22 protein-coding genes and 1 riboswitch are annotated in these 24,024 nt (G+C 60.7%); of the genes, 7 read left to right on the top strand and 15 right to left on the bottom strand.

Annotated features, from left to right (window positions below; genetic code table 11):
* Positions 1-43: 43 nt before the first annotated feature.
* From AC1DYF_RS17440 to speB, 4 genes are all read right to left on the bottom strand, one after another.
* On the bottom strand, positions 44-787 hold the full coding sequence (locus AC1DYF_RS17440; RefSeq protein WP_477878007.1) for an acyl-homoserine-lactone synthase: 744 nt from the start codon (positions 785-787) through the stop codon (positions 44-46).
* 84 nt (positions 788-871) lie between these two features.
* Entirely contained in the window at positions 872-1,606 is a 735-nt protein-coding gene (locus tag AC1DYF_RS17445; RefSeq protein ID WP_477878008.1) for a LuxR family transcriptional regulator, read from the bottom strand.
* Positions 1,607-1,813: 207 nt separating this feature from the next.
* Positions 1,814-2,746, bottom strand: a complete 933-nt coding sequence (argC, locus tag AC1DYF_RS17450; protein ID WP_477878009.1) for an N-acetyl-gamma-glutamyl-phosphate reductase — start codon at positions 2,744-2,746, stop codon at positions 1,814-1,816.
* A gap of 85 nt (positions 2,747-2,831) precedes the next feature.
* Positions 2,832-3,785 carry an agmatinase gene (gene speB / locus AC1DYF_RS17455; protein WP_477878010.1) on the bottom strand — a complete coding sequence of 318 codons (954 nt, stop codon included), beginning with the start codon at positions 3,783-3,785 and terminating at the stop codon, positions 2,832-2,834.
* Positions 3,786-4,021: 236 nt separating this feature from the next.
* Here speB and metH point away from each other — a divergent pair, with 236 nt between their 5' ends.
* The 4 genes from metH (at position 4,022) to AC1DYF_RS17475 (ending at position 10,785) form a co-directional block, all read left to right on the top strand.
* Positions 4,022-7,786 (top strand): methionine synthase, encoded by a 3,765-nt coding sequence (metH, locus tag AC1DYF_RS17460; RefSeq protein ID WP_477878011.1) that lies wholly within the window; start codon positions 4,022-4,024, stop codon positions 7,784-7,786.
* Between the two features lie 70 nt (positions 7,787-7,856).
* A riboswitch (cobalamin riboswitch) is annotated at positions 7,857-8,060 on the top strand.
* 127 nt (positions 8,061-8,187) lie between these two features.
* Positions 8,188-9,435 carry an aromatic ring-hydroxylating oxygenase subunit alpha gene (locus AC1DYF_RS17465; protein WP_477878012.1) on the top strand — a complete coding sequence of 416 codons (1,248 nt, stop codon included), beginning with the start codon at positions 8,188-8,190 and terminating at the stop codon, positions 9,433-9,435.
* 13 nt (positions 9,436-9,448) lie between these two features.
* The gene (locus AC1DYF_RS17470; RefSeq protein ID WP_477878013.1) at positions 9,449-10,555 is read left to right on the top strand and encodes an FAD-binding oxidoreductase; all 1,107 of its coding nucleotides are present in this window, start codon (positions 9,449-9,451) and stop codon (positions 10,553-10,555) included.
* Between the two features lie 2 nt (positions 10,556-10,557).
* Positions 10,558-10,785 carry a hypothetical protein gene (locus AC1DYF_RS17475; protein ID WP_477878014.1) on the top strand — a complete coding sequence of 76 codons (228 nt, stop codon included), beginning with the start codon at positions 10,558-10,560 and terminating at the stop codon, positions 10,783-10,785.
* Positions 10,786-10,863: 78 nt separating this feature from the next.
* Here the strand turns inward: AC1DYF_RS17475 and AC1DYF_RS17480 are convergent, their stop codons facing one another.
* From AC1DYF_RS17480 to AC1DYF_RS17505, 6 genes are all read right to left on the bottom strand, one after another.
* Complete coding sequence (locus AC1DYF_RS17480) at positions 10,864-11,409, bottom strand: DUF3299 domain-containing protein (protein ID WP_477878015.1); 546 nt, start codon at positions 11,407-11,409, stop codon at positions 10,864-10,866.
* Between the two features lie 189 nt (positions 11,410-11,598).
* Positions 11,599-13,074 (bottom strand): DHA2 family efflux MFS transporter permease subunit, encoded by a 1,476-nt coding sequence (locus tag AC1DYF_RS17485; protein ID WP_477878016.1) that lies wholly within the window; start codon positions 13,072-13,074, stop codon positions 11,599-11,601.
* A 174-nt stretch (positions 13,075-13,248) separates the two neighbouring features.
* On the bottom strand, positions 13,249-16,719 hold the full coding sequence (locus tag AC1DYF_RS17490) for an AAA family ATPase (RefSeq protein ID WP_477878017.1): 3,471 nt from the start codon (positions 16,717-16,719) through the stop codon (positions 13,249-13,251).
* Positions 16,719-17,987: a metallophosphoesterase family protein gene (locus AC1DYF_RS17495; RefSeq protein ID WP_477878018.1), complete on the bottom strand. Its 1,269-nt coding sequence runs from the start codon at positions 17,985-17,987 to the stop codon at positions 16,719-16,721. Before AC1DYF_RS17495 ends, AC1DYF_RS17490 begins: the two co-directional genes overlap by 1 nt.
* Positions 17,988-18,245: 258 nt before the next feature.
* On the bottom strand, positions 18,246-19,076 hold the full coding sequence (locus tag AC1DYF_RS17500; protein WP_477878019.1) for a hypothetical protein: 831 nt from the start codon (positions 19,074-19,076) through the stop codon (positions 18,246-18,248).
* 81 nt (positions 19,077-19,157) lie between these two features.
* The gene (locus tag AC1DYF_RS17505; RefSeq protein WP_477878020.1) at positions 19,158-19,544 is read right to left on the bottom strand and encodes an NUDIX hydrolase; all 387 of its coding nucleotides are present in this window, start codon (positions 19,542-19,544) and stop codon (positions 19,158-19,160) included.
* A gap of 320 nt (positions 19,545-19,864) precedes the next feature.
* Between AC1DYF_RS17505 and AC1DYF_RS17510 the strand changes: the two genes are divergently transcribed.
* Positions 19,865-20,170 carry a DUF982 domain-containing protein gene (locus tag AC1DYF_RS17510; protein ID WP_477878021.1) on the top strand — a complete coding sequence of 102 codons (306 nt, stop codon included), beginning with the start codon at positions 19,865-19,867 and terminating at the stop codon, positions 20,168-20,170.
* A 72-nt stretch (positions 20,171-20,242) separates the two neighbouring features.
* On the opposite strand, the gene rpsI is transcribed toward AC1DYF_RS17510, so the two are convergent.
* The 3 genes from rpsI to AC1DYF_RS17525 form a co-directional block, all read right to left on the bottom strand.
* Positions 20,243-20,710, bottom strand: coding sequence for a 30S ribosomal protein S9 (gene rpsI / locus AC1DYF_RS17515; protein ID WP_477878022.1), 468 nt, complete (start codon positions 20,708-20,710; stop codon positions 20,243-20,245).
* Positions 20,711-20,712: 2 nt separating this feature from the next.
* Positions 20,713-21,177, bottom strand: a complete 465-nt coding sequence (gene rplM, locus AC1DYF_RS17520) for a 50S ribosomal protein L13 (RefSeq protein ID WP_477878023.1) — start codon at positions 21,175-21,177, stop codon at positions 20,713-20,715.
* Between the two features lie 234 nt (positions 21,178-21,411).
* Positions 21,412-22,248, bottom strand: coding sequence for an EamA family transporter (locus AC1DYF_RS17525; protein WP_477878065.1), 837 nt, complete (start codon positions 22,246-22,248; stop codon positions 21,412-21,414).
* A 236-nt stretch (positions 22,249-22,484) separates the two neighbouring features.
* On the opposite strand from AC1DYF_RS17525, the gene AC1DYF_RS17530 reads away from it, so the two are divergent.
* Positions 22,485-22,916, top strand: a complete 432-nt coding sequence (locus tag AC1DYF_RS17530) for a VOC family protein (protein WP_477878024.1) — start codon at positions 22,485-22,487, stop codon at positions 22,914-22,916.
* Here AC1DYF_RS17530 and AC1DYF_RS17535 read toward each other — a convergent pair.
* Entirely contained in the window at positions 22,905-23,225 is a 321-nt protein-coding gene (locus AC1DYF_RS17535; protein ID WP_477878025.1) for a hypothetical protein, read from the bottom strand. The two genes, AC1DYF_RS17530 and AC1DYF_RS17535, sit on opposite strands and share 12 nt — an antisense overlap.
* 92 nt (positions 23,226-23,317) lie before the next feature.
* On the opposite strand from AC1DYF_RS17535, the gene AC1DYF_RS17540 reads away from it, so the two are divergent.
* The gene (locus AC1DYF_RS17540) at positions 23,318-23,749 is read left to right on the top strand and encodes a CoA-binding protein (RefSeq protein ID WP_477878026.1); all 432 of its coding nucleotides are present in this window, start codon (positions 23,318-23,320) and stop codon (positions 23,747-23,749) included.
* Here AC1DYF_RS17540 and AC1DYF_RS17545 read toward each other — a convergent pair whose 3' ends face one another.
* Positions 23,750-23,935 (bottom strand): hypothetical protein, encoded by a 186-nt coding sequence (locus AC1DYF_RS17545; protein ID WP_477878027.1) that lies wholly within the window; start codon positions 23,933-23,935, stop codon positions 23,750-23,752.
* Between the last annotated feature and the right edge of the window lie 89 nt (positions 23,936-24,024).

Below are 24,024 nucleotides of genomic sequence, written 5' to 3' on the forward strand. Positions count from 1 at the left end.
AAATGGCTAAAGCGATGGCAGCGAATCCCAGGGATCGCGCGCCTTAATTGGGTTTGCCGCCGGAGGTTTCCCGCATGGAGGCGAAATCCACCTCGGGCAGGAAGCCGGTCTGGCGGTTGGAATTGGCGGCAAGTCCGGGGACCCGCCACAAAAGCCCGCTGCCGACAACCGGGTTGACCAGTTCTTCATCGATCGCCAGCACGCTCGACCGGATGCCGAACATCTGGTGATGGCGCTCGAGCGCCGCCCGCGTCGCGCCGATATAGACCGGCACCACCGGCACGTCGTTGATCACCTGGGGTGTGTTGAGCGTTTCGACCTTGTAGCCGGTTTCCAGCATCCAGGTCACCAGCTTGGGATGGGTTTCGACGATCATGCCCTTGATGCCGGAGACCAGGCAGAATTCCAGCACGCCGGTGATCAGCACATGCGAGGCCTGCACGTCGCCGAATTTGGCGGCCCTGTCGTCGGAAATACAGCGTGTCCACTCGTAGATGTTGTCAGCTCTCGGCCAGTCGTTGCCTTCCATAATTTCCGGATACACGTCGGAGAGAAGGTGTGGGCGCGAGGTGCGGAGCAGCCTTGTATAGCCGACAATGTCATCGCCACTTGTCACCGCGAGGTGAATGGCGTCGTCGGTGTCAAAGCGGTCCATTTCCCGGCCGTCGTCAGAACGAAGCTCTTTCCATCCGAGCCGTTCCACAAATTGCTTATGACGGAAACGCCAGACTTTTTCCATCAGTTCCGGATAGTCGTCCACATTTTGGGCAGTCAGAACATTCATCATGGCGCAAAACCCCCTAAAAAGGCAGGGGATTTCTTCCATGAAATAGAAAATCGATTCTATAGGTAATTTTACCCTGTTGACAGTCTAGCGAATAAGGCCGGCCCGTATTGTCTCAGCAACGAGTTGGGTACGGTTGGTTGTGTTCATCTTTCGTTGAGCATTTTCGAGAATGTGGGACACTGTCCGTTCCGAAATTCCGAGTATAGTAGATATCTCCCAGGCGGTTTTACCTTCTGAGCACCAGGATATACACTCTTTTTCGCGTGGCGTAAGGTTAACACTTCGTTGCATCAGAGCGTTTTTTCCACCCGTTTTGATTTCTTTCAGCTTGTTGTGCGCGTAAATTGATATCATATGCAGCGCGCCGCGGGCCTCTTTTGAGAGGTCGACGCGGTCTGTGGCGTAAGTTACGATTGCCCGAAAACCGCGAATGGAATGTATTGGCACACTGAATCCATCGACGAATCCGAAGTCGACGGCCTCTCGCATGAACTCCATGCCTTTGCGGTCGACGTTAATTTTTCGTAACTCCTCAGACCATACAAACGCATTGTCCGACAAAAGAGTTCGCTGAATAACTGGATCGATGCGAACATAACTTTTTTCGAGATATCTATGCGACCATTCCTCCGGCCATCCATCCATGAGAATATAGGGGTCAATCTTCTCGTGCGGTTCGGGAATGCCGGAGACGGCGAAGGAATTGAGGCCGAAAAAACTCGTTACCTTGCTGAGTTGGTCGAACGCTTCCCGCTCGGAAGCGATGCCTTCCAGCGTTTCGACAAAATCAAACATTAGATTGGCTATAGCTGAGCGCATGCTGTCCCGTCCCCGACTGACGATTGGCAATCGCGTTCTTTATACCACATCGATTACCAGTTTAGAATACGACAGCCGGTTGAGCAAACAGCTCCGGCTGACATGGGAAACGTGTTGTTACCGACTTGCGCCGAAATGTCCCGTCCACCAGCCTGACGGCTGGCCCGTTTCAACCAACGAAACGGGCCAAATCGCAAGCTGCACGCATCAAGCGCTGAGCATCAGATCCATGTTTTGCACGGCGGCGCCGGAGGCGCCCTTGCCGAGATTGTCGAGCAGCGCCACGAGATTGATATGCTCCCCGCCGGGCTGGCCGAAGACATAGAGCTTCATCGTGTCCTGGCCGGCAAGCTCGACGGCGTTGACGCGCGGCAGCGTGGCGGAAACATCGAGCGGCACGACTTCGACGATGTCCTGGCCGGCATAATGGTCAGCCAGCGCCGCGTGCACGCTCTCCAGCGTGGCACCGGTGGCAAGCGTGTCGACATGCAGCGGAACCTGCACGATCATGCCCTGCGCAAAGCGGCCGACTGAGGGGGAGAAGACAGGGGAGTGCCTGAGCAACCCATGCACTTTCATCTCCGGCACATGCTTGTGCTTGAGCGAGAGGCCATAGAGGAAATGCGGCGCATCGATGTGATCCGCATTGTTCTCGTCTTCCATCTGCGCGATCAGCTGCTTGCCGCCGCCGGTATAGCCGGAAACGGCATTGACGGTGACCGGATGGTCCTCGGTCAGGATGCCGGCCACGCGCAGCGGCCGCACCAGGCCGATGGCGCCAGTCGGATAGCAGCCGGGATTGGCGACATAGCGCGCCGAAGCGATCTTCCCACCCTGAGTCGGGTCCATCTCGGCAAAGCCATAGGCCCAGTCGGGATGAACGCGAAATGCCGTCGACGTATCGATGATCCGCACATTGTTGTTGGCGGCCGTCATCTCGACGGCCTGTTTCGACGCCTCGTCGGGCAGGCAGAGGATGGCTATGTCGGCGGCGTTGAGCAGATCTTCGCGCATCTGAGGATTGCGGCGTTCGGCCTCGGGGATGGACAGAAGCTCGATATCGGCGCGGTCGGCCATGCGGCTGCGGATCTGCAGCCCGGTCGTTCCGTGTTCGCCATCAATGAAGATCTTCGGTTTCATATCCATCATCCCTCATAAGAGCCGGGTTGACGCCGCATATACTGTTGGCATGAACCTATTGCAACAAAGCCTCTGAAATATCGCCTCAGAGGCCCTTGGCATGGCGCTCGGCGCGCAGACCGAGCATGTACATTGCGACACTGGCGCCGGCGATCGCGGTAATGTTCGCGTGATCGTAAGGCGGCGAAACTTCCACCACGTCGGCGCCCTTGATGTCGAGATGGCCGAGCCGCTGCAGCACGGAGAGTATTTTCGAGCTCGACGGACCGCCCGCGACCGGCGTGCCGGTGCCGGGCGCAAAGGCCGGATCGAGGCAATCGATATCGAAGGTGAGGTAACACGGCCGGTCGCCGACCCGCGCATCGATCGCCTCGACAATCTGGCGCGTGGTCATCTCCTCGACCTCGTGGCCGTACACGATCTTGAGGCCGCAATCATCTGGCGCGTGCGTACGGATACCGATCTGGATCGAATGCGCAGTGTCGATCACACCGTCTCGCGCCGCGCGGCCGACGAACGAGCCGTGGTCGATACGCCGTTCCTCGTCGAACCAGGTGTCCTGATGCGCATCGAACTGGATCATCGCCAGTGGTCCATATTTCGCCGCATGCGCCTTCAGTAGCGGCCAGGTAATGTAGTGGTCGCCGCCCATGGTGAACAGGAAAGCGCCAGATTTGATAATCTTCGCCGCTTCCTTCTCGATCAGTCCCGGCGTCTTGTGATGATTGCCGTAATCGAGCAGGCAGTCGCCATAGTCGATGACAGCCATGTCGGCGAAGAGATCGCGGTGGAACGGATATTGCGGATCGTTGTCGAAAATCGTCGACGCCTCGCGAATGGCGCGCGGCCCGAAGCGGGTGCCGGGCCGGTGCGAGACGGCGGCATCGAACGGTATGCCCCAGACCACGGCATCGACGCCGTTGAGGTTCTTGGTATATTTTCGCCGCATGAAGGAAAGCGCGCCCGCATAGGTCGGATCGGTCGCCGCACCCTTGATGGATTTTGCGGTAAAAGCGTTGTCGATGGTCTTCTGCGGCATGATGATCTGATTTCCCCCGAGTCTTCTCAGCAGGGTGTAAGGGGTTTGGCCAGTTGCGTCAAAGGTCAAGGGAATCTCGTTGTCGCAAGCCGATACCGCAACGAAACCGTAAAAGCAGCGTGCTGTCGGGGCGGAGTGAACTGTCGGGTCCGATCAGGGAGGACGAGATCGAATATTGCCAATCCCTCCAAAATCGTATAATCATATAACGATATCTTTATGTGATTGGGTGCTGCATGTCATCTCTCGACCATCTTTTCGATGCGATTGAAGCAAAGCGCACCGACGCCCGGGCGGCCCTCATGGCTCTGGCGCGCGAGCGCATCCTTGTGCTTGACGGCGCAATGGGTACGCAGATTCAGGGACTGGGTTTTGATGAGGCGCGTTTCCGCGGCGAACGGTTCGGTGTCTGCGCCTGCCATCAGCAGGGCAACAACGACCTGCTCATTCTCACCCAGCCCGCGGCCATCGAGGAAATTCATTTCCAATATGCCATTGCCGGCGCCGATATCGTCGAGACCAATACCTTCTCGTCGACCTCGATTGCTCAGGCCGACTACGGCATGCAAGACATGGTCTATGAGCTCAACCGCGATGGCGCGCGGCTGGCGAAACGCGCTGTTCGCCGTGCGGAGGCAATCGACGGCAAGCCCCGTTTCGTTGCCGGCGCGCTCGGGCCGACCAACCGCACGGCGTCGATCTCGCCCGATGTCAACAATCCCGGCTATCGCGCGGTGAYCTTCGACGATCTCCGGACCGCCTATGGCGAGCAGTTGCGTGGCCTGATCGACGGCGGCGCCGACCTGATCCTGATCGAGACGATTTTCGACACGCTGAACGCCAAGGCCGCGATCTTTGCCTGTTTCGAGATTTTCAAGGAGAAGGGCGTCGACCCGCCGGTGATGATCTCGGGCACCATCACCGATCTCTCCGGCCGCACGCTTTCCGGCCAGACGCCGGCCGCCTTCTGGCACTCGGTGCGGCATGCGAAGCCCTTCACCATCGGCCTCAATTGCGCGCTTGGAGCCAGCGCAATGCGGCCGCATCTCGCCGAGCTTGCCGATGCCGCCGACACGCTGATCTGCGCCTATCCGAATGCCGGTCTGCCGAATGCTTTCGGCCAATATGACGAAAGCCCGGAATTCATGGCCGCACAACTGGAGGAATTCGCGCGCGATGGCCTCGTCAACATCGTCGGCGGCTGCTGCGGCTCGACGCCGGATCATATCCGCGCCATTACCTCGGCGGTGGCGAAATACCCACCACGGCCCATCCCCGAACAGCCGAAGCTGATGAAACTCTCCGGCCTGGAGCCGTTTACGCGGACCAGGGACATCCCGTTCGTCAACGTGGGCGAGCGGACCAACGTCACGGGGTCCGCCAAGTTCCGCAAGCTGATCACATCGGGCGATTATGCGGCGGCGCTCGACATCGCCCGCGATCAGGTCGCCAACGGCGCGCAGGTGATCGACGTCAATATGGACGAGGGCCTGATCGATTCGAAACAGGCGATGGTCGAATACCTCAACCTCATCGCCGCAGAGCCGGACATTGCCCGTGTGCCCGTGATGATCGACAGTTCCAAATGGGAGGTGATCGAGGCAGGCCTCAAATGCGTGCAGGGCAAGCCGCTGGTCAATTCGATTTCGATGAAGGAGGGCGAGGAAGCCTTCCTGGATCACGCCAAGCTCGTTCGTGCTTATGGCGCCGCGGTCGTCGTCATGGCCTTCGACGAGGTCGGGCAGGCCGACACACATGCCCGCAAGGTGGACATCTGTACCCGCGCTTACAAACTGCTGACTGAACAGGCCGGTTTCCCGCCGGAGGACATCATCTTCGATCCGAACATCTTCGCGGTCGCCACGGGCATCGAAGAACACAACAACTACGGTGTCGATTTCATCAACGCGACACGGGACATCACCGCGACATTGCCGCATGTGCACATCTCGGGCGGCGTCTCCAACCTGTCGTTCTCCTTCCGCGGCAACGAGCCGGTGCGCGAGGCGATGCACGCGGTGTTTCTCTATCACGCCATCCAGGCCGGCATGGACATGGGCATCGTCAATGCGGGCCAGCTTGCCCTCTATGACCAGATCGATGCCGAATTGCGCGATGCCTGCGAAGATGTCGTCCTCAATCGCCGCGCCGACGCCACCGAGCGCATGCTGGAGATGGCAGAGCGTTTCAAAGGCGCGGGCGCCAAGGAGGCCAGGGAAAAGGATCTCAAATGGCGTGACTGGCCGGTTGAGAAGCGACTGGAACATGCCTTGGTCAACGGCATCAACGAATTCATTGAAGCGGACACCGAGGAGGCACGGCAGAGGGCGGAACGCCCGCTGCATGTCATCGAGGGGCCGCTGATGGCCGGCATGAACGTCGTCGGCGACCTGTTCGGCGCAGGAAAAATGTTCCTGCCGCAGGTCGTGAAGTCGGCGCGCGTGATGAAGCAGGCGGTTGCGGTACTCTTGCCCTACATGGAAGCCGAGAAGGCCGCCAATGGCGGCGGGGAACGCCGCGCGGCCGGCAAGATCCTGATGGCCACGGTGAAGGGCGATGTCCATGATATCGGCAAGAACATTGTCGGCGTCGTGCTCGCCTGCAACAATTACGAGATCATCGATCTCGGCGTCATGGTGCCAGCGACGAAAATCCTCGAAACGGCAAAGGCGGAGGATGTCGATATCATCGGCTTATCCGGCCTGATCACGCCATCGCTCGATGAGATGGTGCATGTCGCCTCGGAAATGGAGCGGCAGGGTTTTGACATTCCGCTGCTGATCGGCGGCGCGACGACGAGCCGCGTCCACACGGCGGTGAAAATCCATCCGCGCTACGAGGCGGGCCAGGCGGTCTATGTCACCGATGCCTCGCGCGCGGTCGGCGTTGTCGGCAGCCTGCTGAGCGCCGATATGAAGCAGGGCTATGTTGACGCCATCCGCGCCGAATACCGCAAAGTGGCGGACCAGCACGCCAGGGCGGAGGCTGCCAAGCAACGTGTCAGCCTGGCCGCTGCCCGCGCCAACGCCCACAAGATCGACTGGGCGAACGACCAGCCGCCAATGCCCACATTTCTCGGCCGACGCGTGTTCGACACCTGGGACCTCGCCGAACTCGCCCGCTATATCGACTGGACACCGTTCTTCCAGACCTGGGAGTTGAAAGGCCGCTATCCGCAAATCCTCGAGGACGAGAAGCAGGGTGCGTCGGCGCGGCAATTGTTCGACGATGCGCAGGCGATGCTGCAGAAGATCATCGAGGAGAAGTGGTTCGCACCCAAAGCAGTGATCGGCTTCTGGCCCGCCAACGCGGTCGGTGATGACATTCGCCTGTTCACCGATGAAAGTCGCAGTCAGGAACTCGACATCTTCTTCACGCTGCGCCAGCAGCTGACCAAACGTGACGGCAAGGCCAATGTGGCGCTCTCGGATTTCGTTGCCCCGCTCTCGTCCGGCAAGCCGGACTATGTCGGCGGCTTCGTCGTCACCGCCGGTATTGAGGAAGTGGCGATCGCTGAACGATTCGAGCGGGCCAATGACGATTATTCTTCGATTCTCGTCAAGGCTCTGGCAGATCGTTTCGCCGAGGCCTTCGCCGAGCGCATGCACGAAGTCGTGCGTAAGGAATTCTGGGCCTATGCGATGGATGAAGAGTTCGCGCCGGATGAATTGATCGGTGAACCCTACCAGGGCATTCGCCCCGCGCCGGGTTACCCGGCGCAGCCCGACCATACGGAAAAGGCGACGCTTTTCCGCTTGTTGGATGCAGAAAACACGGCTGGGGTGAGCCTCACGGAAAGCTATGCGATGTGGCCGGGATCATCGGTCTCCGGCATCTATCTCAGCCATCCGGAAAGCTATTATTTTGGTGTCGCCAAGGTGGAGCGCGACCAGGTCGAAGACTATGCGGCGCGCAAGGGCATGGCTGTCGCAGAGGTCGAGCGCTGGCTCGGGCCGGTGCTGAATTACATTCCGGAACCGACGGCAGAAGCAGCGGAATAAAGCCTCCAGATTGTTGTGGCTACGCCATCGCGCTGTCGCAAATGACGTTGCGATGCCGCATCATCTGTGGTCTCATGAGGATGCTTGAGGTGCCGGACGGTTCTTGGAATCGTCCGGAGAATTGGGAAGCCGGTTAAAATCCGGCGCTGCCCCCGCAACGGTAGCAGAACGTAATTGCGACGGGAGTCCACTGGGCCAACAGCCTGGGAAGGAGTCGCAAGGTCCGAAAGGACGGTTCTGGAGCCCGGAAACCAGCCTCGGGATTTTAACTCGACTGATCGCGGTGGGCGGTCAAGAGGCGGATGGCTCGTGGCGTCGGAAACCCTAATCCGAAGAACGCGACGGCTGCACGTTTCCCTATGTCCACCATGCCCAGTCCTTGAACCCGACGAGGACCGACCATGGATATCCGTTCCGAAATGCTTTCCCGGCTGAAGACCCGCAAACCCGGCTTCAGCCTCGCTCAGCCATTCTACATCGACCCAGACTATTACCAGCAGGACCTGGAGCATATCTGGTACAAGGATTGGCTCTTCATTGGTCACGATTGCGAAATCCCCGCTGCGGGCAATTATTTCACCGTCCAGGTCGGTGCCTATCCTGTCGTCATCCTTCGAGACAACGACGGAAACATCAAGGCTTTCCACAATTCCTGCCGCCACCGCGGTTCGCGTGTCTGCCAGGATCACAAGGGTTCGGCGGCGAAGCTTGTCTGTCCCTATCATCAATGGACCTACGATCTCGACGGATCGCTGCTCTTCGCCCGGCAGATGGGCGAGAATTTCGACAAGACCGGTTTCGGCCTCAAGTCGGTCGCCTGTGAACTGGCCGGTGGCTATCTCTTCATCTCGCTCGCCGACCAGCCGATGGATTTCGCACCGTTCCGGGCGATGATGGAGCCCTATTTCCTGCCGCATCGGCTGCGCGACGCCAAGGTCGCCTACGAGAGCACGATCATCGAGAAAGGCAACTGGAAGCTCGTCTGGGAGAACAACAGGGAGTGCTACCATTGCGCCGGCAATCACCCGGAGCTCTGCAAGACCTTCCCGGAAGCGCCGACTGTCAGCGGCGTCAACGGCGCCAAGGACGATCCGGAAATCGCCGCACACTGGGAGAAATGCGAAGCCGCCGGCCTGCCGAGCGCCTTCGTCATCGATGAGCAAGGCCAGTATCGCACCACCCGCATGCCGCTACTGCGCGAGGCGATCAGCTACACGATCTCTGGCCGCAAGGCGGTGCAGATGCGGCTTTCGGACAATGTCAATATGGATCGGATCGGCACTTTGCTGCTCTACCACTATCCGACCACCTGGAACCACATCCTCAGCGACCATGCCATTACTTTCCGCGTCCTGCCGATCAGCGCCACCGAGACTGCGGTCACCACCAAATGGCTGGTGCACAAGGACGCGGTCGAAGGCATTGATTATCGGCTTGACGAACTCATCCATGTCTGGACCGAGACCAACGACCAGGATCGGCAGATCGTCGAGGAGAATGCGCGCGGCATCCATTCGCCGGCCTATGAGCCAGGTCCCTATTCGGAAATGCWTGAAGGCGGTGTGATCCAGTTCGTCGACTGGTATGCGAGCTTCATGCAAGAGCGGCTGGCCGGCACGGGCAAGCCCGCGCTCCGCTCCGTCGCCTGACCGGGAGGGCACCATGAACATGATGGTGACCGGCGTCACACCAGCGGCTTTGCCGCTCGATCGATCGAAACCGTGGAATTCCGCACGCCAGATGCTGGTCTGCACCAGCGTCGTCGACGAAGCACCGGATGTGAAGACCTTTACCTTCGCCGTCGAAGGGGGAGGCTGGTTCAGCTATGTGCCAGGCCAGTTCATCACCGTGGAACTGCGCGCCAAGGGCGGCGACCTGCATCGCACCTATACGATCTCGTCCTCGCCATCACGGCCTTATGCCATCGCCATCACCATCAAGGCGCAGCCGAACAGCATCGGCACGCGGTGGATGTTCGATAATGTGAAGCCCGGCAGCCGCATTCGCGCCTATGGGCCAAGCGGCCATTTCACGCTGGCGCGCCACGAGGCGAAGAAATATCTGTTCATCTCCGCCGGCTCCGGCATCACACCCATGATGTCGATGCTGCGCTGGCTGTCGGATTGCGCGCCTGGCACGGATGTCGTCTTTCTCAACTCGGCGCGGCGGCCGGAGGAGATCATTTTTCGCGAGGAGCTCGAATTACTGGCCAAGCGGATGGCGAACCTGTCGCTCGGCTTCTTGCCCGAAGGGCGATCCGTCGCCTCGCCATGGGCAGGCCTGATGGGCCGCCTTGACCGCCATAAACTGTCGATGCTGGTGCCGGATTTCATGGGCCGCGAGATCTTCTGCTGCGGGCCGGAGCCGTTCATGAACGCGGTGAGCGGGATCATCCGCGCCGAAGGCTTCGACATGGGGCATTACCATCAGGAAAGCTTCGGTGCGACGTCGATTGCCGAAACCGTCCACAAGCAGGCCGAGGATGTCACGATCGAGGGCAGGGCGGTCGGAACGACCGTCAAATTCCTTGGTTCGAACGAGGAGGCCGTGTGCGAGCCGGGCAAGACCATCCTCGAGACGGCGCGTCTGGTAGGCGTCCGCATTCCTGCCGCCTGCGAATCCGGCATCTGCGGCACCTGCAAGGTTTTGAAGCGTTCCGGCGAGATCGACATGCGCCACAATGGCGGCATCAGCGACCAGGAGGTCGCTGGCGGCTTCGTCCTCGCCTGCTGCTCCAGGCCGCTGACCTCTCTTGAGATCGAGGCGTGATCGTGGGGGAGATCATCAACATACCAGACACGTCCGAGGACATGTTCCTCGCCTGGTTCTTCAAGCTGCCTGACAGCGCCAATGTCGCCGATGCAGCGCGTATCGAAATCGCCCGCATCGACAGTGCCGCGTCACCGTCGGATGAGGTCGCGCGTCTTCGGTCGCTGCTATACCAAGCCACCCTCAACCAACCTGCTGCCTCACGCCAGCGCCGGCGGCAGCGCCATTGATACGCATCGAGGAGAAAACCATGAAAGGCTGCAGCCCCTAGCAAGACCTCTGAGCACGCCAACGATAGTGATCGGCGATCAGAGAAAACTCCAGGCGGATGTCCCCTTCAAGCTTGGATCCCGTCTTTCCGTCTGTTTGCTGACCTGAGCCTGGCGCATGGAATAGCCGTATTCGACCACTTTGACGCCATCGACGACGAACAGCTGCGACTCGTCGAGACCAGGCTGCAGCGCACCGGTAATCGAGACGAATTCGTAGGATTTCGTGATGTGGAACGGTGTCTTCGGGAAAACATGGATAATCTGGTTCGCCGGCGGGGCGGGCATGTGGCTGCAGGCTCCCGCGACCGGCACCAGCAGGAATTCGTAGACCAGATCTCCTTCGCTATCGACCGGCAGGACAAAGCCGGTCAGCTTAATGATCGTACTGTCGTGGTTCCAAGGCAGCGTTTCACCACCCGGCCCAGGCTTGGCCACTTCGGAGAAAGGATCGCTCGGTCCCTGATTGGCAGGCCGCAACTCGCTCCACAGGATTTCCTGCGTTTGCGCACAGACAGCGGATGTCGCGTAGACCAGGCCAAAGGTGACGATTGCACACTTCAGAGGGGTGAGGCGGAGTCGCATGTCTGCATTCCGAGAAGCTGATCTGGCCACAAGGCACGCTGTTCCTTCGAGGCCTCGCGGGGAACTATAGAGCTCCTCCAGCCAATGACAATCGGGTATTTTTGATCGGGCTCCGTCCTCATGTAGGCGATCTCCAGCCTTGTCGCCGTCAGTTTTCTCTACTCACCGATATTTCAGCCGTGGCAAATCTCAGTGCGGTGCGCCTTGACCTCCATTCGCCGGTTTCTTGATGAAAAAAGCAGTGACGACCGCCGCGATCGAGATGATCGCGCCGCAAAGGAACGCCCCGCGTATTCCGGCCGTGGTCGCGGCCGCCGCTGTGACGCCGTCGCCATGGCCGACGCTCGAAGCGGTCATCGTCATGATGGCGACGAAGAGCGCGGTGCCAGCGGCGCCGGCAACCTGCTGCGTGGTGCCGATCATGGCGCTGCCATGCGAATAGAGGTTGGGCGGCAGGGCGCCCAGGCTGGCGGTGAACAGCGGCGTGAACATCAGCGCCAGGCCGATGCTGAGCACGATATGGGCGGCCAGCAGCAGCCAGAACGACGTGTTCGGCTGGATGAATGTCAGGCTCCACATCAACAGGCTGAACAGGATGGCGCCGGGCACGACCAGCGGCATGGGACCATGCTTGTCGAACAGGCTGCCGACCGTCGGCGCGCAAAGGCCCATGATCAGGCCGCCCGGCAGCAGCAGCAGGCCGGTCTGCAGCGTCGTCAGGCCGAGCACATTCTGCAGATAGATCGGCAATAGGATGAAGACGCCGAACATCGACATCATCAGGATGACCATCATGATCGCCGGGATGGTGAAGGCCTTGATCGTCAGGGTGCGCATATCAAGCAGGGCCCGATCCTGCCTCTGAAGCTGCATCTGCCGCAGGATGAAGAGCGCGATGACGAACGCACCCACGATGAGCGGGATCCAGGGCGAGATGATCGGCGGATGGATCGCCGCCTCGCCGAGGCCGCTCAGGCCGTAGACGAAGCTGCCGAAGCCGATGGCCGAAAGCGGAATGGAAACGAGATCGATCGGCGCCGTCTTCGGCTCCGTGACATTGCGCATCTTCCAAGCGCCGAGCGCCAGCGCTGCCAGCGCGATCGGCAGGACCAGCAGGAAGAGCCAGCGCCAAGGGAGTGTGCTAAGGATCAGGCCCGAAATCGTCGGCCCGATCGCGGGCGCCACGGAGATGACGATCGAGATATTGCCCATCGTCTTGCCGCGCGATTCCGGCGGCACCAGGTGCATGACCGTGGTCATCAGGAGCGGCATCATGATTGCCGTGCCCGATGCCTGCACGATCCGCCCGATCACCAGCATGGGAAAGCCCGGCGACAGCGCCGACACCAGCGTGCCGGCACTGAACAGCGCCATGGCCAGCATGAACACGGGCCGCGTATTGAGCCGTTGCAGCAGATAGCCGGTCACCGGGATGACGACGGCCATGGTCAGCATGAAGGCCGTGGTCAGCCACTGCGCCAGGCTGGCGGAAATCTTGAGATCGGTCATCAGGTGCGGCAGCGCCACGCCCATGATGGTTTCATTGAGAATGACCACGAAGGCGGACACCAGCAGCAGGCCGATCACCAGCTTGTTGCGGGCGCTCTGGTCCTCTGTTTCGGGTATATCTTCGGCATTGGAAACGGCTTGGGAATCGAGGGTCATCGCGGTGCCTTCAACGGGTGCTGGAAAGATCGGCGCTCAAAATCTGCGAGCATCACCATGACGCTGCGGTGAGAGACGATCCGACAATCTTGCCAATATTTTTTCGCTCGGGCCGTTTTCAAGCCGAGTTATGCAGGTGATGATCCCGCTCCGGGGACATCGAGTGCCTGCCCCTCAAGGCAGCCGGTGTATAACTACACCAGGAACGACACGCTCGGCAATCTCACAAAGATGCCAATGATGCGTCAGGTAGATCACCTGTCCCACCTTGGCCATTTCGCCGAGCAGGCGGAACACCTCTTCGGAGCGGGGATTGTCGAAACTCTCCATGATGTCGTCGGCGACAAATGGGACCGGCGGACGGAGTGCGGCGAACTCCTCATAACCGGCAAGCCTGAGCGCCAGATAGAGCTGGAACTGGGTGCCGGTCGACATGGCATCGGCAAGCTTCGAACTGCCGTCACCCGACACGCCGATCAGGATTTCCTTGTCCTTGTCGGGTTGCGAGGTAAGGCCTGAATAGCTGCCGCCGGTGATCAGGCGAAAAGCCTCCGAAGCGCGGTTCATCATCGAGCTGCGATGTTTTTCGCGGTAGATATGCAGCGCCTGTTCGGCGGCGAGCGTGCCGGTCCTGAGTGTGAGATAACGTCGCGCCAGATCCTCGATTTCGAGGAAGATGGTGCGACGTCTGGCTTCGATCCGGGCGACCGCGTCGTCGCCGCCGACGGCCTCCAGCTTTTGCCATGCCAGCGACATGTCGGAATAAAGCAGCTTTGCCTGCTCGGTCAGGTCCTCGATGCGCCTGTCCAGTTCCAGTGCATCGCGTTCGGTGGCATTGGCATCGATACCGGCAAGCGTTTGCTCGGCCTCCTCGAAGCTCGCCGCCCGCAACAGCTCGGTGATCTGGTGGCCGAGCGCAACAATCCGCTCTTCCAGCCTCTCCCGGTCCTTCGCCAGGTTCAGGAATGTCTCGACCGTCGCCAAGGAATCCGCATCAAAATAGGCGGTCAATTCGTTCTTTCGCGCGGTGTGGACGGCAAGTTCCTCCTCCAGCCCGCGGCGCCTGGTCTGCTGTTTTTCCAGCTCCGCTTGTTTGTCGGCCCGTAGCTGCGCGGCACGCTTTGCGGTCGCGTGGCGCTCGACCAGCGCATTGGCGGCGGCGAGAGGATCTCCTGATGGTTGGCTCTGGCCGCTTTCGGCAAGCAGGGCAGCGATCTCGCCACTGAACTGCTCCTGGTCACGCTCCATCGCGGCGATGCGCTGCGAGAGATCATCACGCTCCCTTAGCACGGCAGGTAGCGTGACAAGAACGTCGAGCATGGCGCGTACCGCAGCGATCGACCCGGCTTTGTCGGCAAACCACGTGCGTGACAACGCCGCGCCCCAGTCGCGGTCCCAAGTTGAAATGCCGGCATCCGCCTCGCGCAAAACTCTTTCGCGCTCCGCCAGATCACGCGCGAGATCGGCAAGCGCTTTTTTATGCGCCAGTCGGGCCTCTTCTGCAGCCTTGCTCGCGGCAAGCACATCGCTTGCCGCCCGCGCGAGGTCCGGCAGAGGCAGTCCATCAGCGTCGATCCCGGCACCGGCAAGCGCAGTCACCAGCGCGGCACCGTGTTTTGCCAATTCGGCGCGGAGAGCTTCCACCATATCGTCTGCCTGCCGGACATCATCCGAGGCCGCAAGCGCCGTAGCGCGTCTGGTGCTCCACGCCTCCAGCAGGGCAACGCGGTCCACCGCACCGCCATCCTGCATCAACGGCTCGGGCAAGAGCCCGCCGACCCGTTCGGCAAGCGCGTCGTGTTCCGTCCGCGCCTGCACCAGAAACTCCTGTTGCCGCCCGATGGCCGCCGCGGTCTCCGCTTCCGTCTGCCTGAGCTGGCGCAGTTCGGCCAGGTCCTGCGCCCGCGACAGCCGGCCGGCCGATAGCGCGTCGTCCTGCCACATCCGCTCTTCGAATGTCCTGGCGGTGTTGCCATCCAGCGTCACGAGATGCGCTTGCCACGCCGCATTGCGCTCGGCGCGAAGCTTTAGCGCCTCGGCATCGTCTATGGGACCGCCGGCGGTAAAGGCTGCGATACGGGCCTTGGCCAATGCCTGTTCCGTGCTCAGGTCGCGCAGCCTCGCTTCATGTTCGGAAATGCGCCTGTCGATCGCGGTTGCCTGGTTGCGCCAGGCCTCGATCTGTCGCGGTTCTGCAGAGGCCATTTCCCGCAGGGCGTCGGCGTCGCCTGCCCAGGGGGTGAGGTGCGCGAACTGGTTCTCCTGCTTGCGCTTTGCCTGCGCAAATGCGCGCTCTTCAACAGCCAGCCGCGCCCCGAGATCCGTTCCGGTCAGGCGGTTCAGCGCCACGTCGACGCGGCCGAGAAGAGCTGGATCGGCGGCAGAAGCGCCATCCCAGGCTTTACCCTCTTCGCGCAGTCGCTCCAGATTCTCATGGGTTCGGGCGAGTTCACGTTTCGCTGAGGTCAGCTCCGCCTCGACGCCCGAGCGTTTTTCGATCAGGTCGCGGATAATGCCGACCAGCGATGCCGGCAGCAGCAGCGATTCCGGCGCGGTGTGGCCGGTTTGCTCCAGCTCGGCGAGCAGACGGGTGAGCGTGCCGTCCTGTTCGGCGAGCACCAGCCGGCGTTTTGGCAGGTCGCCCTCGGCCGCCAGATAGCGCACGCGTGCCTGATCAATCATGTCCATATGGGCGGCGATCGACAGCGCCTTGTCATCGATCACGATCGCCTCGATCTCATCGGCAAGCTGCCGTGTCGAAAGGTCAATCGTTTCGACAAGCGCCTGCAGGCGCGTCTCGTCCCGCAGGAGCACCGGCAGCAGCGCAAACCATTCTGCCGGCGGCCGTGGCAGGTCGCCCAATTCGGCCGCCTCGGTTCTGAGCCGTGCGAGCTCCAATGTAGCGGGCAGCGCGCTGAGCAGCCGGGACAGTTGCTGATGGCGGGTTTTAGCATCGGCCAGCTCGCGCGTGGTGGCGCCATAGGCGGCGTCGGCTTGTTCATGCGTGTTCTTCAGCGCCTGATAGGCGGAGGCCAGGGTGTCGATGGCGTTGCGGTCGTTCTTCAGACCCTCCAGCGCGCGCTTGAGTTCGGCGAGCTTTGTGCTGGAAGAACGCTTCCTGTAGATCGTGCCGGCCTCGTCGGCGGCTGTGACCAGCGACCGGCTCAATCCAGCGAGGCCCGAACTGGCCGAGAACAACAACTCGCCAAGTTCGCCCCGGCTCTGGATAATGGCATTGCCGCCATCCTTGAGCGACTGGTCGTCCAGTGAAAACATGGTGCGATAGGCCTCGCGGCCGATGCCGCTGAGGGCGCCGGCCAGCAGTGCCTCGTTGATGGGCTGGCCGCGCTCATCGACGAGACTGCCGGTCCTGAGTTTGAGCCGCGCCAGTTCATGCACCTGGCCGTCGAATTCGAGCCGTGCGCCGACTTTCATCGTGTTGTACGGATGCAGGAAATTATAGCCGCTACGCTCGGCGATGCCGTAAAGCAGATCGAGATAGGCGGCGAAGGTCGTGGACTTGCCGGCCTCATTCAGGCCGTAGACGATGTGCAGGTCCGGCTTGTCCGGCCTGGCGGCGCCGAAATCGATCGAATGATCGGTGAACTTGCCGTAGCGGGTGAGATCGAGCCGGTTGAGGCGCATCAGCTCTCCCCTTGATCGACGGCCTTCATGCGGGCGGCGATGTCCTCGGCGCCATCGGCGAGCAATGTGTCAACGAAGCCCTCGAAACTCGCTGCGTCCCGACCGGCGAAGTCGCGGCTTTCCGGCGGCAGATCGGCCAGCAGCTCGCGCACCATTTCCCTGACCTCGTCGCGAAAGCCGGTGCGGGCCATGACCTCGTCACGCATCAGTGCGCCGAGTTCGATGATCGGATCGGCAGCCGATGTCTCGGCGCTGGCCATAGACGTCTCGACGGCAAGCTCCAGCTTTTCGATCCAGGTCCGGCCGATCCGGTCGCCGCGCTGCTCTGCCTCGGCCAGCATCACGTCAATGTCGCGCCGCAATTGCCAGGAAAGCGGGGTCCGGCCGTATAGCCTGAGGCGGGCGACCAAATGCGGCGAGGCGACCCTCGCACGCTCAGCCCCGAGCGCCGCTTCGATCGCCGCGACCGCATCGCGCCATTCGCCAATCCCGGTGAGGTCGACATCGACCCGCTCGAACTGCGCCACGCTGGTCAGGCGTTCTTCGACATGGACCGAATGGTCGTCGCCAATGGTGACCAACGACACGGTCTTGGCTCCGGCTTCGTTGATGTCGCGACCCTGCGGCATGCCCGGCATGATCACCGTGGCGGCGCCGGGATGCTGGTTGCGCTGGTGGATATGGCCGAGTGCCCAATAGTCGAAGCCCGACGCATGCAGGTCGAGCACGTTGCAGGGCGCATAGACGTCATGCACGGCAGAACCGGCCAGGCTGGTATGCATGACGCCGATATTGGCGGCGCCCTGCACCGGCGCCTTGAATTTCGGCAGCAGCGGCTCCGGCGCATGCGGCTTGGCAAAACTCAGCCCGTGAATCGCAACGGATAGGTTGCCGCTGGTGATTTCCACCGCTTCGGCATGGCCGGCGAAGATCTTGACCGTCGGCGGCAGCACCAATTCTTTGGAGATCCTCGACATTGCGTCGTGATTGCCGCGGATCTTGTAGACACGGATGCCGGCCTGGTGCAGCCGCTCCATCTGGCTTTCCAGGAAACGCGCCGTTTTCATCGATGTCTGCTCGCCATCGTAGAGGTCGCCGGCGATGATCAGCGCGTCGACCTGTTCATCGAGGCAGAGATCGACGATCGCAATCATCGCCTGCCGGCTGGCATCGCCAACCATGTCGGCGAGTTCGGCATTTCGAAGAGCCAGGGAGCGCAGCGGGGAATCGAGATGCAGGTCGGCAGTGTGGACAAAACGAAACGGCATTGAGTCTGCTTCATACGGCGGTGACGCCCGGCATGCCGCCGGGCAGGTCGTTCCTGCCGATCATAGTGAAGGTGTCGAGGGTATGGCTAGTCTTTTCGCCATAGGCATGCGCCAATTCGGCGTCCAGGGGATTTCACTGATGCATCAGCGGACGTCGGTGATCGCAGCCAGCCGAGCCTCTCCGAGGCAATCCGCAAACTCGAAGATGATCTCAGTTCGATACCGATCTTCAGGAGTCATCGCAGCGATGCCAATCGATCAGCCGGAGACGAGGCCTGTGTCCATCCGGCCCGAAGACACGGCCTCAGGCAGACCGGCCGAGGCGAGGCGCTTCAGCGCTTCTGCGACGCTCACCCGCCGATAGGTCTCTGTCGCCAAGCCATCCGTCTTCAGCGCCTGCCGGCGTGCTCCGGCGCGGGCGCGGTCCTCATCAGTCACGTCGGCATCGCGCTCGATCAGCCATTGCAGATAGGTGTCCTCGGTTTCCTTGACCGGGCGGCCGGTGACCGGGGCTGCGCGTTGCATGCGCGTCTGGTCGACCGGTCTCAATGCCTGGTGGGGATTGTATTCGGTGCGCTTATCGGTGCCCGAGATCGTCACATCGCCATCGGCAATCCGGCCCGTGGCGTTGTAGACGAAAGCCGATGCGATGCGGTCGAAGGCGGCGTCCTCTTCTTTCGGCCGATGGACGACGTCGCGCGTCGGTCGGTCGGGAACCGCGAGCCGGGTGATGCCGCGATCGTTGATGGCATCGAGTATCTCGCGATGGTCCGTGGTCCTGAGGATGATCTCGCGCCGGGCCGGCCAGAAATCGTAGGGCGCATGGGCGCCATGGCCCTTGCCGACATGGAAGGCATAGATTTCCGGATAGACGGCAAGCGTCGTCCGGCGCGATGGCTTGATGTCGTAATAAGCCATCATCGCCGATTGCAGGAGATGTGTCGCGCCAATACCGCCGAAGGTTTCGTCGATGACCAGGCCGAAGCGGTCATGCGGATGCCAGTCGGGAAACAGCGCCGCGATCGATGCGGGTTGTCCATCGATGGCGATATCGAACATTTCCGTCTTCAACAGTGACGCGACATGCATTTCGATCCGTCCTTCCCGTTGGCAATGCTTCCGGACAATGGCCGAGCGTGCCGTGACTGTCCAGATGCAAGGAGGTCCGGGCTATCCCACCCGTTTACGGTATTCCGGGAGGATGTGATCCGCTGTCAGCGGCGCGAAGGGAGACACCCATCGAACCTCTTCGATCTCCGCCGCAGGACGAATGTCGCTCCGCTCCGTTCTGATGACAAAGACGTCGGCGAGAACCATGTGCTCCGGCTCATTGGCCGCCTGCGCCTCGAACTGGCCGAGCGCGGTGAGGGCATGGGCGTCAACGTGGAGTTCGAGCTCTTCGCGCAATTCCCTCACAAGGCAATCTGCGGGCGTTTCCCCCGCATCGATTTTCCCACCCGGCTGCATGAAGGCGTCGGTTCCACGCTTGCGCACCAGCAGGGTCTGTCCATCAGGCCTGACAAGCAGAGCCGCTGCAATTCGTATGGTTTTCATCATCTCATCCCACCCTGTCGCGCTTCATGGCTCTGTGAGCGTGCGACGCCATTCAATCAATGCGGATAGCGCTTATCATGCAGTCTGTCGTGGTCAAAAGCTGGCGATGAGTCTCGCGGTCGCGCCATTGGATCAGGGCATGTCATCCGCCTGCCGCAGGCCGATCGCAATGCCTGGAAAACAGGCATCCGGTTGCTCGAAACCGAGCAAATGCGCAGACAATGAACAATTGTAAGCTGCTGATAAAATTCATGAAATTTCTTCGCTCCCGCTTGGAACCAAATGCCGTCGAGATGGTTTTGGAGGGGCTGAAGGAGTGCAACATGAAAACCATCGATATTCCCTGGCATCAACCGATTGTCGTCAAATTGCAGAGCGGCGCCGAGCGTCGTTTCGCTGGCGCCTACGATGCGCTCGATTTCCTGGAAAACGAATGGCCGCTCCGCCATGGACGCCACTATGACAGCGCCAAAAGCCTTTGCCGCGCCGCGCTTAACCGCACGATTTCGTCGGAAGTTGCGCGCGAAGCCTTCATTGCCTCCTGCCTGGAGGCGGGGCTGGATTGCATGTCCCGGGTAGACATTCCGTCACGCGCCGTGACCGGTCGCCGCTTCGGCGCCGCGGCATAGCAGATAAGAAATCGCATAAGAAAAGGCCGGGCGAAAACCCGGCCTTTTGAATGTCCGAAATTCGAAAGCAGCTTAGCGCTTCGAGAACTGGAACGAGCGACGTGCCTTGGCGCGGCCGTACTTCTTGCGTTCGACGACACGGCTGTCGCGGGTCAGGAAGCCGCCCTTCTTCAGGGCTCCACGCAGGCCCGGTTCGAAATAGGTCATGGCCTTGGAGAGACCGTGACGCACAGCACCGGCCTGGCCGGACAGACCGCCGCCGGCGACGGTGGCGATGATGTCGAACTGGCCATCACGTGCCGCCGCCACGATCGGCTGGCGCAGGATCATCTGCAGCACCGGGCGAGCGAAATATGCGGTGTAGTCCTTGCCGTTGACGGTGATCTTGCCGGAGCCAGCCTTGACCCAGACGCGGGCGACCGCATCCTTGCGCTTGCCGGTGGCATAGGAACGGCCGAGGGAGTCGACCTTGCGGACATGCACCGGAGCCGAAGCTTCAGTCGTGGTGGCGATATCCTTGAGGGCAGAAAGGTCAGCCATGCTCAGCCTCTTTTCGTGTTCTTGGGGCTCAGTGCGGCGACGTCGAGCGTGACCGGCTGCTGGGCTTCATGGGGATGGGTGGCGCTGGCATAGACGCGCAGGTTCTTCATCTGGCGACGGCCGAGGGGACCACGCGGAACCATGCGTTCAACGGCCTTCTCGAGCACGCGCTCGGGGAAGCGGCCTTCGAGCGTCTGGCGCATGGTGCGCTCCTTGATGCCGCCCGGATAGCCGGTATGCCAGTAGAATTTCTTGTCGGTGTACTTCTTGCCGGTGAAGACGACCTTGTCGGCATTGATGACGATGACGTTGTCGCCATCATCGACATGCGGGGTGAAGGTCGGCTTGTGCTTGCCGCGCAGATGGTTGGCGATAATGGTCGCGAGACGGCCGACGATGAGCCCTTCGGCGTCGATCAGCACCCACTTTTTCTCGACCTCTGCCGGCTTCTGAACGAAGGTGGACATTTGTCTTATCTTTCGTGTTCGATCCCCGATGCCGGAGGCAAGGGGCGTTTCTTGTTGCTTGCTTTGCAGCCGTTTGAGGATGCAAAAAAGAAGCTGCCCGGATGGGGCAGCGTCTGGCGCGGCTTATACGGGAAGCGAAAAACACCGTCAAGATGATGTTTTCACCAAGCTATAAAAATAGATTATATAAATCAATGGCATAGATATGTGGTATTATATAACCACAAAATCTGACTAACCGAGTTTCATCGTCAGTGCCCCGGCAGCGATCAACGCGCCTGCAACATAGCGCCAGGGGCTGGCTTTCTCCTTGAGGATGAAGATCGAGATCAGCAGTGCAAAGAAGATCGACGTTTCGCGCAGCGCCGCAATCGCCGCGATCGGCGCCCGCGTCATTGCAAACAGCGCCAGGCCATAAGAGGCCATCGAGCCGGCGCCACCGAACAGGCCGCGCCGCCATGTCAGCCGCACATGCAGCAGCACCGGCAGGACGCCGCGCATGAAAAAAGCGAAGGTGAACAGCGGGATCGGTGGCAGGATGCTGATCCAGATCGTATAGGAGATCGGATTGCCCGCCAGCCGCGCGCCGATGCCGTCGACATAGGTATAGCCCGATATCACCACGGCATTGGCGAGTGCCACCCAGATTGCCTTGCCATGGCCATGACGAAAGTCGAGCGCCATGGTCAGCACGCCGACACAGATGAACATCACGCCGGCGAACATCATCGGCGACAGATGTTCGCCGAGGATCGTGCCGCTGGTCGTGGCGACGATCAACGGCGCCACGCCGCGCATCAGCGGATAGACCAGCCCGATATCGCCATGCCGATAGGCGGCCCCGACCAGCTGGTAATAAGTGAAATGAATACAGATGGAGCCGAGGATGAACGGCCACGCCGCCGCATTCGGCATGGGAAAGAACGGCAGGCAGCAGATCGCCGTCACCGCGGCCCCAAGCGCGATCATCGTCGCGTCGAGCTGCTTGTCGACACCCGATTTCACCAGTGCATTCCATGTGGCGTGCAGGGCTGCAGCAAACAGGACAAGAAGAATGAGGCTGAGAGGCATGATGATCCGGTGACGGATGGTGGACGCGCCGGAATCACGGGAATGCAAGGCCGACTGCGCAGCTTTCTGCGCCAACATCGCGCGATTGTCAAAAAACTGTCATATTCGGATCGTCCGGCGCGCGACGCGTTTTGTTCTCATCGATCAATGGATTTGATTTCAGCATTGATTCATTTCGATGGATGAGGTACAAAAAAAGAACAAAAAATAAACATTAAGAGATTTAAGAGGTCGCCGTGTCGTTGGACCGTCGCATTTCATTGATCACACTCGGCGTTGACGACATCGATCGCGCCACTGCCTTCTATGAAAAGCTTGGCTGGACGAAATCGCCGGCAAGCCAGGAGGCGGTCACCTTCATCCAGTTGAAAGGCACGGTGCTCGGGCTATTTTCGCGTCAATCGCTCGCCGAGGATGCGCATGTCGAGAATACAGCCAAGGGATTTTCGGGCATCACGCTCGCCCATAATGTCTCCAGCGAGCGCGGTGTCGATGCGGTCTACAAATTCGCCATTGCCTGCGGCGCGACCGAGGTCAAGAAGCCGGAAAAGGTCTTCTGGGGCGGCTATTCCGGTTATTTCGCCGACCCCGACGGGCATCTCTGGGAAGTGGCCTACAATCCGTTCTTCCCGCTCGATGCCGAAGGGCATGTGCGCCTACCGGAGTAGGCAGCCGCCGAAATCGTCGCAATCGCCGGTGACGCAGTGGCGCACCGGGCAGCGGTCGTTGTCGCGCGATGGAATGAGCACGCGCTCCGTCACCTGGTGCGAGGCGCAGAACATGTCGTTGCGCACATAGCGATCGTAGAGCGTCAACCCGTTCTTGCGCGGCGAGGGATAGCGGAAGATCGCCGCACCTTGCTGGTCGATAATCGATTGGATGTCGCCGCAGCTGTGGTCAAGCGCGGTATAACGGGAAATCGCCGATGTCGAGGTTGCCGAAAGCGCCAGCATCGCCACGATGATAAATTTCGTCATCCACTTTCCTCCCGGAATCCTAATCATTATGTGAATCTGAGAGTCCCGATAAGAAAATATATGCACCGCCCGCAAGTGGCAAGGAGCCGTCCATGACACACGACAATTATGCGCCCGGTTTGATCCGCGACATCCTGAAATCCGTCAGGACGATCGCCGTGATCGGCGCCTCGGCCAATCCGTCCCGGCCGAGCTATGGCGTCATGCGCTTCCTGTTGAGCAAGGGCTATCATGTGATTCCGGTCAATCCGGGCCATGCCGGCCAGGAAATCCACGGACAGCCAGTCGTGGCGCGGCTTGCCGATATCGACGAACCGGTCGACATGGTCGACATCTTTCGCGCCGCCGATCAGCTGCCGGTGGTCGTCGACGACGTCCTGGCTATGAAGACGCTGCCGAAGGTTCTCTGGGGCCAGCTCAGCGTGCGCAACGACGCCGCCGCCGAAAAGGCGGAAGCGAAAGGTATGACGGTGATCATGGACCGCTGCCCGGCGATCGAGTACCCGCGGGTTATGGCGGCGTGATCACCCGTTCCTGCTGCTGCGCGCCCTGCCGACGAGTTGATAGGCGGTGACGCCGGATTCTGCGGCTTCGTCGCTGACATGCCGAAAGTCCTGGTCGACGAGTTCGTCCAAGCGCTCGTCTTCGCGATCCCGCCACCAGTCCACCAGCCGTGAAACGACGTTTTGTGCCAGCTTTGCAATGCTCATGGAAATACCCCTTATTTCCCGGAAGCGTAGCAAAGCTGATGGTTGCATGCATTGATTCTAATCAATCACGGCGGTGTGATTTCAACACC

It is taken from the genome of Rhizobium sp. P2_G9, from assembly GCF_056403475.1.